We start from the raw sequence: 14065 nt of genomic DNA, 5'->3' as shown, positions 1-14065 counted from the left end.
ATATTAGTCCCGAGGTAGATCTATTAGGTGAAAAATTAGGGGATGAAGGAATATCCTATATTGGAAATGATTCATCGGCAATTTTAGCTGCCAATAAATCTGGTTCTATTAGAAATGGTGAAATTTCAATAGAATACAATGAAGAATGGTTAAAGGAAAAAACTAATTTTTATCTAAAAGATTCAAATATATTAATTATGTCCTATCAAATAGATGGAAGCAGGGAAAAGTTTAAGGTTCTTAATGATTATATAGAAGGTTATGAAAGTGTAAATTTCATTGTTTTTCCAAAGGAAGTCCCTAAAGAAATGCAAGGTATGCTAAATATTGTAAATAGATCCTTAGTACCTATAGTATATAAAGAATCAGGAAAAATGGGAGGGGTTTTAACCAGTTCTTCAACAAGACGAGAAGGTTTAATTACAAGTTTAGATATATTTCCAGAAATTTTATCTATTTATAATGAAAGTAGTAGAACGGCTATAGGGAAAAGAATTACTTCAATTACTAACGAAAATCCTTTGGAGTTTACAAAAAATTTCTTTAAAGAAACAGTCAATTTAACCTGGATTACTTATGCTTTACATGGAATAGCCTATTATATACAAGCACTTTGTACATACTACTTTATTAAGAATAGAAAAGATAAATTTAATGATATTTTACTATATTATAATTTTGTAATTATAAATATTCTTATGTCCTTTTTATTAGGATTTACTACTTTAAATAGAAATGTTTTTCTATATTTAGCTATTATTTTAATGTTTAGTTATCCTATTTCATTGTTTATAACTACTAAAAAGTTAAATCCTGTAGGGACTGTATCAACTATAACCTATATTTTAATGGTAATAGGAATAATATTTTATCCTAAATTCATTTACAATTCCTATATAGGCTATGATAATTTAATTTATGGTGCTAGATATTATGGATTTAACAATGGTGCAATGGCAGTTTTACTAGCTACATCTATAATAAGTTATTTTAGCATTGTTAATCGAGTTAATAGAAAAATTTTAAAAGACATTTTATTATTAGTTTACTTTTCCCTTAATATACTGGTTTTATCAGTGAAATTTGGAGCAAATACGGGCGGATTCTTTACTGCCATTATATTGCTATTAACAATGATTTACTTAGGACTATTAAATAGAAAATTAAGCTTTAAAAATGTAATTATACTTGGAGTTCTAGGCTTTATAATATTGTTTTTTAATATGTATTTTGATATAAACAGCATAGATAGAAGCCATGCAGGAAATTTAATTTATAGAATGAAATTTTTAGGGAAAAAAGAATTTTTAGATATGATAGGATTAAAATTAAAAGAAATAGCTTTCATGGTTATAATACCACCTTGGAACATAGTATTAGTAACTCAAATTTTATTAATAAAAAACTTTTGGGAAAAGCATAAAAGATATTATCATAACATAGATTATAAAAGGCCAGTTATTAAAAAAGAATATACAGTGTTTTTAATAACTGGAATTGTAGCTTTCTTTTCCAATGATACGGGGATTATTGCTTTTGTTTATTTACTTCAGTACTTAATAGTAAATCTCATGAATCTATATATATTAGACTAGGGTAAAGGATTTACCCTAGTTTTTTTATTAAAAATAAACTATGTTATAGCCCTGGCAGTTAGGGTATGTAAATTGTTGAGGCTTTTATATAATTATAATAGTTGAAATAAGTATAAAAGTCCTGTATAATGTTCGTGTACCTTAAATATCGCTTCGCGATACTTTTGAAAATGAAATAGGATGTGGATGTTATGGATTTAGAGGAAAAGGCTGAACTTGTCGCAACATATATTAGAAAAGCTGATAGGATTATTCATAGAAAAGGTCATGAACTAGCACAAAATTATGGCCTAACTATAGAGCAATATCATTTATTATTTTATTTAAATATGCTAGAAAGGCCCCCTACTATTGGAGAAATAGCTAAAAAATATTGTAATGCTCAAAATACCATGTCAGAAAAAATATCTAGATTAGAAGAAAAACAATTAGTAGAAAGAAAATCTGATTCTGTAGATAGGAGAGTTACAAGAGTTATAGTTTCGCCAAAGGGGAAAAAATTAGTATGCACTATAAAAAAAGAGAGAAGAAATAAGTCTGTTTTAAAGGCTTTAAATTCTATGAGTGAAGAAAGTATAGATAATTTAATTATCAACTTAGAAACTTTGTATAATAACTTAAGTAAGGAGGAATAAATATTGTTTAAAAACTTTATATCTTATTACAAACCTCATAAAAAATTATTTATAATAGATATGTTTTTTGCATTTTTAGTTTCTGCACTAGATTTAGTTTTTCCTATGGTATCTAGAAATTTTATTGATAAAATAATACCTGCTGGGAGAATGGATCTTTTAACTAAATGGACTATTATCATGTTTATTTTATATATTATAAGATATATTAGCCAATATATTGTAGATTATTGGGGACATGTTCTAGGAACTAGAATGGAAGCGGACATGCGAAAGGATATATTTGAACATATACAAACATTGTCCTTTAGTTATTTCGACGAAAACAGAACAGGAAATATAATGTCTAGAATAGTTAATGATTTAAGGGATATAACAGAACTGGCCCACCATGGTCCGGAGGACTTATTCATATCTTTAGTTATGCTTGCTGGTTCATTTATTATATTAGTAAGAATTGAATGGAGATTGACACTAATAATATTTACTTTTATCCCTATTATGATTTGGTTCGGTATGTCTAAGAGAGAAAAAATGGCCGAATCCTTTAGGCAAGTAAGGGTAAAAATTGCTGATGTTAACTCTCAATTAGAAAATAGTATTTCAGGTATTAGAGTTGCAAAATCCTTTACTAATGAAGAATATGAAGTAGAAAAGTTCCATAGAGGTAATGAGCAATTTAGAGTAGCCAGAGAATGGTCTTATAAAGCTATGGCAGAATTTACTTCAGGTATTAATTTTATGTCTAATATATTAAATTTAATAGTTATAAGTTTAGGTGGAGTTTTTGTTCATAAACAAATCATATCTATGGGTGATTTAGTAGCTTATTTACTATATGTAAATTTCTTTTTACAACCTATTAGAAGATTGACCCAATTTGCCCAACAATATCAAGATGGAATGACAGGATTTGAAAGATTCTATGAAATTATGAAGATAAAACCAGATATAGTAGATAAAGAAGATGCAATAGAATTTAAAGATGTAGAAGGTGGAATTAAATTTGATGAAGTATCTTTCAGCTATGAAAATGGTGAAAATACAGTATTGCATAATATAAACCTAAATATTGAACAAGGAAAGACCGTTGCTATTGTAGGACCATCTGGTGCTGGAAAGACTACTTTATGTCATTTAATACCTAGATTTTATGAAATAAATGAAGGGGAAATTTTTATAGATAATATAAATATTAAAGATGTGAAATTAAAATCTTTAAGGGAAAATATAGGCTTAGTACAACAAGATGTATTTTTATTTACAGGCACTATAAAAGAAAATATATTATATGGAAGCCCTTCTGCTTCAGATGAAGAAATAATAGAAGCAGCAAAAAAGGCAAGTGTTCATGATTTTATTATGGAACTACCTAATGGCTATAACACATTTATTGGAGAAAAAGGTGTAATGTTATCTGGAGGACAAAAACAAAGAATTTCTATTGCAAGAGTGTTTTTAAAGAATCCATCTATTCTAATATTAGATGAGGCAACCTCTTCTTTAGATAATGAAACAGAACAAATAATACAGGAATCCTTAGATGAATTGTCTCAAGGAAGAACCACTTTAATAATAGCTCATAGATTATCCACTATTAAAAATGCAGATGAAATAATAGTGTTAACAAATAAGGGGATAGAGGAAAAAGGTGCCCATAGTGAACTATTAGAAGAAGGTGGGATCTATTCAGATTTATATCGTTCACAATTTAATGAGGAAGTTTTTGCATAAGTAAGGAACATAACAGCCTCCTTTTTCATATTATAGTAATAGAATTGAGAATAGACAAAGGGAGGTTTTGTTATGGACTATGATTTTAATTACCCAGATCTATACTATCAAGTATATCCAAAGGTAATAGAAGTAATAAATAAAAACCTACATAATGGAATAGATAATCTAGCTCAAGGCTTTGTAGAAGAAATGATTAATGAAGTATATATTCATGTAATAAATCTATATCCTGAAATTGATAAAGATCCAGTTGAAAGAAGAAGTAGGGGGCCTAGATATAGTAGAGCTAATAAAAGGTATTATTATGGTAGGGAAAAACTTATAAGAGATTTCATTTCTATTATCCTTATATCAGAATTATTAAGAAGAACATACCCTTATACCCCTTAGAATTAAAATTAAAGCCTAAGGGCTTATTTTTTATTTTAAATGTTACATAAACGTAACTTTATATTCACTTTTTTGTAACGAATAAAGAACTATTATATAATAATCTATATATAAGACAGAACGACATAAATAGATATGAGGTGACATGAATGAGAATTTATAAAAAAAGGTTTACAGTTTTTGTCATAATATTCTCTGTTATTATACTATTCTCTGGCATAAAAATTGGTGAAGTATTAGCTAGTAAAATGTTGGATAAGCCTAATAATGAAGAGTTAAAAAAATCAGAAGTAAAAGGAGTAGAAGAAGTAAAAGAAAAAGTAAAAAAGGAGGAAAAAAAGGAGATAGAGAAAAAGAAAGAAGAAAAAGAAAAGCTGGAGCAAAAGAAAAACAAAGAAGCAGAAAACAAAAAAGAAAATAAAAAAAATAAAGAAAAGATGAAAGAAGAAAAAAATAAAAAAGAAAGTGAAAATAAATCTGGTCAAGGAGAAAAAAAGGGATCTGCAAAAAAAGAAAAAATTGCCTACTTAACTTTTGATGATGGGCCATCTAGAAATGTGACACCTCAAATATTGGACATTCTTAGAGAGTATGATGTGAAAGCAACATTTTTTGTTACAGGTATAGCTGCAGAAGACAATAGAGATATTATTAAAAGAGCTTATTCGGAAGGACATGCAATTGGCAATCATTCATATTCTCATAATTATAAATATCTATATAGTAATTTAAATAATTTTTTAATAGATATGAAAAAAAATGAAGATATATTAAAGGATATTTTAGGTTCGGATTTTGAAGTGAAATTAGCAAGACTGCCTGGTGGGTCCTATGGAGAAAAGAAATCACCTTATAACAGAGCCATTGAAAAGAAAGGCTATAAATCTATAGATTGGAATGCTCTAACAGGAGATGCAGAAGGTCACCATATACCTAAAGATAGATTAGTTCAGAAGTTAAAAAATACTTCTAAAGGTAAGGATGAAGTTATAGTCCTTATGCATGATTTGGGGACAAAACAAACTACAGCATCTGCTCTTCCTGAAATTATAGAGTATTTGAAAAATGAAGGTTATGAATTTCGTGTCCTCAATTAGAAATGTTATAATTAGTGTATATTTAATTTGAGGTGATGGAAATGTCTAATAATGAAGGTAATACAATTCTTGTTGTAGAAGACGAGGAATCTATTAGAAAGTTTACAAAAATAAACTTAGAAAGAAGTGGCTATAGAGTTTTAGAAGCAGCTACGGGAGAAGAATGTATAGAAACGGCACGAATTGAAAAGATAGATGTAGTAGTGTTAGATATAATGTTACCGGGAATAGATGGTTATAAGGTTTGTAAGATTTTAAGAGAAGAATTCCCTGAAATAGGAATAATAATGTTGACAGCCAAAAGTCAGGATATAGATAAAATAATGGGTTTGGAATATGGGACGGATGATTATATGATCAAGCCTTTTAACCCATTAGAATTAGTTTTAAGAGTTAGATCTTTAATTAGAAGGATGAATACGAATAAATCAAAAGAAGAAGCAGAAGAAAATATAATAAATTATGATCCCTTTAAAATAGATCTTTATTCTAGAAAGTTTTATAAAAATAATAAAGAAGTGGATTTAACTCCTACAGAATACTCTGTAATAAAACTTTTTATAGAAAGCCCGGGAAGAGCTTTCGGTAGAGATGAAATCCTTAATTTAGTATGGGGTTATGATTTTATAGGTGATACTAAAATTGTTGATGTAAATATTAGACGTATAAGAGCTAAAATAGAAGATAATTCTAGCGATCCACAGTTTATTGAAACAGTATGGGGAATTGGATATAGGTGGAGGAAATGAAAAGTATTAAAAAAAGATTAGCAGGAAATTTTATATTAGTTATAGTTATTACAGTTTTAATATTAGAAATGTTCTTAGTTAATGCAGTGAAAAGATATTATTATAAAAATATTGAAGATATGATGTCTAATCAAATAAAATTTTCTTCTGATTTTTATTCAAGATATTTTTCTACATCTTCTTTGGAAGATATAGTTATAGACGATATAGATGTTTTTTGGCAGCAAACTAATGCTCAAGTTCAAATTTTAAATTTACATGGTTATGTTTTAATGGATTCGATTGGTGTAAACAACCCTAAAAGGATAGATACAATAGATGTGAAAAAGGCTTTAAATGGAGGAAAGGGAACTTGGATAGGAGATGTAGGATATGATACAGAACCAGTTATGGCAGTATCCTATCCTATTAAATCAGATGGAAAAAACATTGGTATAATTAGATTTATTACTTCCCTAAGAGAAACTAATAGAAGTATTAAAAACATTTCAAAAATATTTATTTTAATTGGCATAATAGTTATCTTTATATCCGCAATAGTTAGCCTATTTTTAGCAAATACAATAGTTAAACCTTTGAAAGAGGTTACTGATGTAGCAGAAAAAATGGCTAGTGGACAATTAAAAGTAAGAAGTAAAAAAAGATTTAATGATGAAATAGGAAAGTTATCAGATACATTAAATTATATGGCGAAAGAATTATTGGAAAAAGAGCAGTTAAAAAATGACTTTATATCTTCTATATCTCATGAATTAAGAACACCCTTAACTTCTATTAAGGGTTGGGCAATAACATTGAAATCCGATGAGTTAAATGATGATCAATTACTCAAGGATGGATTAGACATTATAGAGAAAGAAAGTGATAGACTAACCTTAATGGTAGAAGATTTATTGGATTTTTCTAAGTTTATATCTGGGAGAATAACTTTAACTAAAGAAGAAATAGATATTAAAGATACTGTTAATCAAATAGGAAAACAGTTAATGCCAAGGGCCAAAGCTAATAAGATTGATTTTAAAGTAAATTGCAATAAAAATATACCTATTATTATAGCGGATGAAAATAGAATAAAACAAGTTTTAATTAATCTTATTGACAATGCTTTTAAATACACTTCGGAAGAGGGGGAAGTTATTTTTTCCGCAGATTATAAAGATGGGTTCATAGAAATATATGTGAAGGATAATGGCCTTGGAATACCCAGGGAAGAGCTTCCGTATATTAAAGAGAAGTTTTATAAAGGGGATAATAGTAGTGCATCTAGTGGATTAGGCTTGTCTATTTGTGATGAAATAGTAAGTCTTCACAATGGTCAATTAGTTATAGAAAGTGAAAAGGGTATAGGCACAAAAGTATTTGTAAAATTGCCTATAGAGGAGGAAAAAATAGTATGAGAAGATTAAGTCTAATACTTATATCTGTTTTTCTAATTTTAGTTCTTACATCTTGTGGCATTGAGAATGTAGAAAATTTTGAAAAAATAGCTGCACCAAATAATATTACTCCCCCTATTACAGGAGAGTGGAAAGTAGAAAAATATAAAATAGGTAATGGAACCAATATATTAGATAAAGATATTGAAAAATTTATGGGTAAGAAGGTGTTTTTTTATAATGATATAGTTGGTGTAGAAGATAGATTTTCCTTAGAACCTACTTATAAAGTGAAGAATGTAAATGCTTCAGACTATTTATTTTATCATTATAAAATAAATCCAGAATTTTTGGAAATTGAAGATGAACAAATACAAATAATAAGTATTGCTAGTAAAGAACAGCTTTATTATGAAATTATAAAAAAAGATGATAAAAATATTATAATTAATATAGAGGGTGTATTTTTCTTCTTGTCTAAATTATCAGACGAGGTTGATACTAAGGTAATTGAAAAATATAAAAGGGAGAGAGAAGAAATACCAGGAGGGTCCTTAAAAGAATCTGATGATATTTTAAGGACTGGTTTATTATTAGGCTTAAGATATTATAACCAAGAAACTGAGAATAAGGATGAGGGACCTTGGAAGTATAGGACCATTTGGATACATAGCCATAATAAAAGTTTAAAGGATATATATGAGATAGAAAATATACTTCTTCCTAGAAAAACAGGGTTCTGGAAAGTAGTAACTGACAATAATATTTATGCTTACCCTTATACTAAAGAACATCTAGATAAATCGATAAAATTACAAAGTGAAGTAGATTTTGATACTCAAATAATTAGATATGTGGGAAATGATTATATTTCTATTGAAAATATAGAATCTAATGCTAAAGGTAGGGCAAATCTACAAACTTATATTATTGATAATTTTGATTCAAGGAAACCAATAAAAATTTCAGATGTTGGGGGAGAAAATCTTAAAGCAGCTTTTCTAGAAGGGGCTGGAAAAGGAAAAGCCTTGTCTAAGGTTAAAAAGGACAATGAAATAAAAAGAAAAAATAATGAAGAAAACTTTGGACTAACTAGAAAAAATGGGCATTGGATATTGAAGGGAAGAATAAGTTATGAAGAAAATGGGAAACAGGATTTTACCGATTTTAATATAAAGGCTGTTCCACCAATGGAATTAGTCTACTATGATGAACTTTCAATACCTTGGAATGGAATTAAAATGAAAATTCCAGAAGTAATAGATGCTTATACATCGCCTAATGATGATATAGCCGTTATTATAACCCATAAATATATGGCCATATATCCCATTAATAATGGGGAACTTGCAAAAGAGCCCCTTGGAAAGGTCAGTTTAAACAGTGATGAGGAAGTAGTTATGGCCGAATGGGCAATAGGAAGATACGTTAATGTGTGGGAAGATGTGTTCCTTAAAAATGATGTGAAGGAAATAGAAACCTTGGAATAAAAGTTTTAATTAAAGAGTTGATGTGAAATTATGAAAATATATAGTATACTATACTAGTAAGTTAAAACAAGTATAAAGCTCATATAAGAAAGGTGGGAAATCCTGAATGAAGAAAAAAAGGAATATCATAATAATATCAGTGATATTCGCCATAATACTTGGAATATTTCTATATGGCTATTCCTATTTAAATGATATTAAAACTGTAAAAATAACTAATAAGGATGAAGAATTAGGTATAAAGTCAGGTGAAGATAGTGAAAAAGATAAGGGAGTAATTAATATTGCCTTATTTGGTGGTGATGGAAGAACAGATGAAGAAGTATCCCGTTCAGATGCTATAATGATTTTAAGTATTGATAAGACTCATAAGAAAATAAAATTAGCTTCTATTATGAGAGACACATATGTTGAGATCCATGGCCATGGGAAAACAAAGCTTAATCATGCTTATGCTCATGGTGGTCCAGAATTAGCAATAAGAACATTAAATGAAAATTTTGACCTAGATATAAGAGATTACGCATTTGTAAATTTTGATAGTTTTGAAAAGCTTGTCAACGCTGTAGGCGGTGTAGATGTAGATTTAAACGTGGCTGAAGTAGATGAAATAAATAAAAATATTAGTGGTAGCAAGATTAATGGTGCTGGCTCCAACCATTTAAATGGCGAACAAGCTCTTGCCTATACTAGAATAAGAAATATAGGTCATGGGGACTATGAAAGAACTGAGAGACAAAGAAGAGTAATAAGTGAATTGTTTGAAAAAGGAAGAACTGTTAAGATGAGTAGATATCCAGAGCTTGTAGATAGTCTCTTCCCATATGTGGAGACAAGCCTTTCCAAAATGGAAATCGTAAAATTAGGTACATATGGAATAACTAATAATATTAAAACTTTAGAACAAACTAGATTTCCAAAAGATGAAAATAGTAAGGGGCAATATATAGGTGATATATGGTATCTTGTTACGGATTTAGAAGCTACAACAGAAGATATCCATAAATTTATATATGAAGAATAGTTTATAAATAGCAAAAAGGATAATACATTATATTTTGTATTATCCTTTTTGGTTAAAATGGGTATATATAAAAAATACTGAAAGTTTAAGTAAATGGTATTTAAAGGAGGGATATTGTGAATATTATAATGGAGCCTATTGGCTATATTAGATCTCCATTTAAGGAAAAGAAAGAAATACCGAAACAAAGTATTTTAGCTGAGGATAAAAAGGGAATTATTGAAATATTACCTGAATATGAAGAAGGAATTGAAGATATTATGGTAGGTAGTTATGGAATAATATTATTCTATTTCCATGAATCTAAGAAGACGCCTTTGAAGGTAGTATCTCATAAAACTAATAAAATGACTGGAGTTTTTTCTACCAGATCACCTAATAGGCCTAATGGGATAGGTATGTCTATTGTAAAATTTACAAGAGTAGAGAAAAACAAACTAGGATTTCAAGGTGTTGATATGTTAGATAATACCCCTATATTAGATATTAAGCCTTATAGTTCCAAGTTAAATCCAGAATAATTTATTTAAAACGGGAGATGATTAAATGTTAAATTTTGATTATTCAATACCAACAGAAATTTTTTTTGGTAAAGGACAAATTGAAGTACTAGGAGATGAAATAAAAAAATACGGTTCTAAAGTTCTCTTAACCTATGGTGGAGGAAGTATAAAGAAAAATGGTATATATGATAAAGCTACTGAAATACTAAAAGAAAATAACATTGAATTTTGGGAATTAGGAGGCATTGAACCTAACCCTAGAGTAACTAGTGTCAGGGAAGGAATTAAAATCTGTAAAGAAAATAATATAGATTTTATTCTACCCATAGGTGGAGGTAGCACCATAGATTGCTCAAAGGCCATAGCTACTAGTTATTATTATGAAGGAGATCCATGGGATTTAGTAATAGGTAAGGCAGAAATAACTAAGGCTCTTCCAATAGGAACCATACTTACTATGGCAGCTACAGGGTCAGAAATGAATGCGGGAGCAGTTATATCTAATTTGGACACTAATCAAAAATTAGGTTTTGGTCATCCATCTATGGCACCTAAGTTTTCCATACTAGATCCTACTTATACCTTTACCTTGCCAGCAAATCAAACAGCAGCAGGGGTAGCAGATATAATGAGCCATACCTTTGAAAACTATTTTACTATGCCAGAAGGGGCCTACCTTCAAGATAGATTAGCAGAAGGAGTACTTAAAACTTGTATTGAATATGGAAAAAAAGTAGTTGATGAACCAGAAAATTATGAAGCCAGGGCTAATATAATGTGGGCATCAAGCCTTGCAATAAATGGTCTTTTATCCTATGGAAAAGATACAGTATGGAGTGTACATCCTATAGAGCATGAATTATCTGCCTATTATGATATAACCCATGGTGTAGGATTAGCGATACTTACACCTCCATGGATGGAATATGTATTAGATGATGAAAGGGTAGATAAATTTATACAATACGGTGTAAATGTATGGGGAATTGATGAATCAAAAGATAAATATGACATAGCCCATGAAGCTATAGACAGAACTAAAGAATATTTTCAATCTCTTGGAATACCAATGAGTCTAAAAGATGTAGGAATAGGAGAAGAAAATCTAGAAAAAATGGCTCAAGCGGCCATTGACCACAAGGATGGAGAAGTAGGCAATTTTAAACCATTAAAATATGAAGATGTGTTAGAAATATATAAGATGTCACTATAAAAATAAAAGGGTAATATGCTGAAAAGTATATTACCCTTTTCTTATATAGGAATTAAGGGTATATATGATATATATTAGAATTTAAGATATAATAAATATAATTGAAAAACAGAAGGCGGGGTTTCTATGGTTCCAATTAGAGATACAATACCAAGTCAAAAAAAGCCAATGGCTACAATATCAATTATAATAATAAATGCTGTAATTTTTTTCAATCAAATATTGCTTCCATATGAAGAAGGTTTAAATATAGTAATGGAGTACTCTTTCATACCTGTAAGGTTTTTAAATAATTTATTAAATCCGAAGGCTTATATTCCTTTATTCACCAGTATGTTTTTACATGGGGACTTTTTGCACCTACTTAGTAATATGTGGTCTTTATGGTTATTTGGTGATAATGTAGAGGATGAAATGGGATCCTTTAGATTTTTTTTATTCTATATTTTAACTGGTTTTATAGCAGGTTTTGCTCATTTTTTATCCAATCCAATGTCTAATTTGCCAACAGTTGGAGCATCAGGAGCTATTGCTGGAATCATGGGAGCATATTTTTTAATGTTTCCCCACTCTAGAATTGTAACCTTAGTTCCTTTTATTCCATTTTTTATTCGTTTACCAGCACCAATATTTTTATTAATATGGTTCGTTACTCAGGTTCGTTCAGGTCTTATGTCAGGATTTCATGGGGAAGCTTTAGGTGGTGTAGCATGGTGGGCACATATTTTTGGGTTTTTAGGTGGAGTATTTTTATATAAAAAGTTTGTTAAGAAAGAGGATTATTGGTAAAAATAATGAAAATGAAAGGGAGTTGTGTTAAATGTTTTGGTATATATTTATGCTATTTATATTTGTTTCAGTCTTAGAACCTGCTATAAAGCAGGGAGTTTTAAAAGGGTCTAGACAAAAGCTTATATCTAAAATAGAAAAAAGAAATAAATCTAGAGTTATAACCCTTATACACCGCCAAGAAACTGTAAGTTTATTAGGCTTACCTGTTATGCGATATATAGATATTAATGATTCAGAACGAATTATAGGTGCAATACAAATGACTGATCCAGATGTGCCAATAGATATAATATTGCATACGCCTGGAGGTCTTGCTTTAGCATCTCTTCAGATAGCTAGTGCTTTAAGAAAGCATAAAGGTAAAGTTACAGTATATGTTCCACATTATGCTATGTCTGGTGGTACCTTAATTGCTTTAGCGGCAGATGAAATAGTTATGGGAGAACATTCAATGTTAGGACCAGTAGATCCACAAATAAGTCAATATCCAGCACCGTCTATTGTCAATGTGCTAAAACAGAAAGATATTAGGGATATCGATGATGAAACCCTTATATTAGCAGATATATCGCAGAAAGCTATAAATCAATTGGAAAATTGTATATTAGGCTTATTACCAGACTGGCACCCATTAGAAGAAAAAAAGAATATAGCAAAAACATTAACTCAAGGTCGTTGGACTCATGACTTTCCCATTAATGTAGATATAGCAAAAAATTTAGGACTTAATGTAAATACAGATGTTCCAAACGAAATATACGAGCTTATGAATTTATTCCCACAGCCAGTTAGAAATACTTCAGGAGTAGAATATGGGTCTAGGCATAAAGAAGAACAAAAATAAGGGAGGCCACAAGATGACCTTCCTAATAAAGCAAAAAATATATCCCTAACCATGGGTGTTTACATGAAATTTTCTCAAGTTTAATTCATTAATTGACTAAATATAATAAGTTATATATACTTTTATTAAAATAAATGAAAGGTAGCATTTTTGCAAAAAAGCCCTTAACGTTTTTGTTAAGGGGGTTTTTTAGAAAAAAACTAGTTGCTAATGATTTGCATTTGCAATTGTGAATATTAAACGTTGTTTTGGAAATAAATCATAAAGAACGTGTTTATAGTATTTAGAAATGGTTACCATGAATTGAGGAGGGTATTTATGGAAAAAGGGAAATTTTTAATTAGTATAACTATATTGATATTGATATTAGGTTTAGTAATTGGCTGTAATTCAGTTACAAAAGAATCTGCAAATAATAAAGAAGGTAAAGAAAAAATACAAATTATTACAACTTTATTTCCTCAATATGATTTTACAAGGGAAATTGTAAAGGATAAAGGGGAAATTGACCTATTACTTCCACCAGGAGTAGAAGCCCATTCCTATGAACCTACTCCACAGGATATTAGCAAAATAAAGAAGGCGGATGTCTTTATTTATACAGGAGAATATATGGAGCC

General features: G+C 29.2%; 14 protein-coding genes. All 14 read left to right on the top strand.

Annotated elements, in window-relative coordinates; genetic code table 11:
* A partial coding sequence (locus VK071_12695; protein ID HLR36170.1) for a hypothetical protein occupies positions 1-1595 on the top strand: 1595 nt, incomplete at its 5' end.
* 191 nt (positions 1596-1786) lie between these two features.
* Positions 1787-2230 carry a MarR family transcriptional regulator gene (locus tag VK071_12690; protein ID HLR36169.1) on the top strand — a complete coding sequence of 148 codons (444 nt, stop codon included), beginning with the start codon at positions 1787-1789 and terminating at the stop codon, positions 2228-2230.
* Between the two features lie 3 nt (positions 2231-2233).
* Complete coding sequence (locus VK071_12685) at positions 2234-3964, top strand: ABC transporter ATP-binding protein (protein ID HLR36168.1); 1731 nt, start codon at positions 2234-2236, stop codon at positions 3962-3964.
* Positions 3965-4036: 72 nt separating this feature from the next.
* A complete protein-coding gene (locus VK071_12680) occupies positions 4037-4357 on the top strand; it encodes a hypothetical protein (protein HLR36167.1) in 321 nt (106 codons plus the stop codon).
* A gap of 149 nt (positions 4358-4506) precedes the next feature.
* The gene (locus VK071_12675) at positions 4507-5454 is read left to right on the top strand and encodes a polysaccharide deacetylase family protein (protein ID HLR36166.1); all 948 of its coding nucleotides are present in this window, start codon (positions 4507-4509) and stop codon (positions 5452-5454) included.
* Between the two features lie 41 nt (positions 5455-5495).
* Complete coding sequence (locus VK071_12670; protein ID HLR36165.1) at positions 5496-6203, top strand: response regulator transcription factor; 708 nt, start codon at positions 5496-5498, stop codon at positions 6201-6203.
* Positions 6200-7600: a HAMP domain-containing sensor histidine kinase gene (locus VK071_12665; protein HLR36164.1), complete on the top strand. Its 1401-nt coding sequence runs from the start codon at positions 6200-6202 to the stop codon at positions 7598-7600. Before VK071_12670 ends, VK071_12665 begins: the two co-directional genes overlap by 4 nt.
* Positions 7597-9069 carry a hypothetical protein gene (locus tag VK071_12660; protein ID HLR36163.1) on the top strand — a complete coding sequence of 491 codons (1473 nt, stop codon included), beginning with the start codon at positions 7597-7599 and terminating at the stop codon, positions 9067-9069. Before VK071_12665 ends, VK071_12660 begins: the two co-directional genes overlap by 4 nt.
* Positions 9070-9175: 106 nt before the next feature.
* Complete coding sequence (locus VK071_12655; protein HLR36162.1) at positions 9176-10093, top strand: LCP family protein; 918 nt, start codon at positions 9176-9178, stop codon at positions 10091-10093.
* A gap of 116 nt (positions 10094-10209) precedes the next feature.
* Complete coding sequence (gene tsaA, locus VK071_12650; GenBank protein ID HLR36161.1) at positions 10210-10614, top strand: tRNA (N6-threonylcarbamoyladenosine(37)-N6)-methyltransferase TrmO; 405 nt, start codon at positions 10210-10212, stop codon at positions 10612-10614.
* A 25-nt stretch (positions 10615-10639) separates the two neighbouring features.
* Positions 10640-11809, top strand: a complete 1170-nt coding sequence (locus VK071_12645) for an iron-containing alcohol dehydrogenase (protein HLR36160.1) — start codon at positions 10640-10642, stop codon at positions 11807-11809.
* A gap of 126 nt (positions 11810-11935) precedes the next feature.
* On the top strand, positions 11936-12598 hold the full coding sequence (locus tag VK071_12640) for a rhomboid family intramembrane serine protease (GenBank protein HLR36159.1): 663 nt from the start codon (positions 11936-11938) through the stop codon (positions 12596-12598).
* 31 nt (positions 12599-12629) lie between these two features.
* Positions 12630-13445, top strand: a complete 816-nt coding sequence (locus VK071_12635) for an ATP-dependent Clp protease proteolytic subunit (protein HLR36158.1) — start codon at positions 12630-12632, stop codon at positions 13443-13445.
* A 318-nt stretch (positions 13446-13763) separates the two neighbouring features.
* The coding region (locus VK071_12630) for a zinc ABC transporter substrate-binding protein (protein HLR36157.1) at positions 13764-14065 on the top strand (302 nt) is incomplete at its 3' end.

The sequence above is a fragment of the Tissierellales bacterium genome (genome assembly GCA_035301805.1).
Classification (GTDB): domain Bacteria; phylum Bacillota; class Clostridia; order Tissierellales; family DATGTQ01; genus DATGTQ01.
The sequence above is the reverse complement of the archived record's forward strand: the minus strand, read 5'-3'. Positions and strand labels throughout refer to the sequence as shown.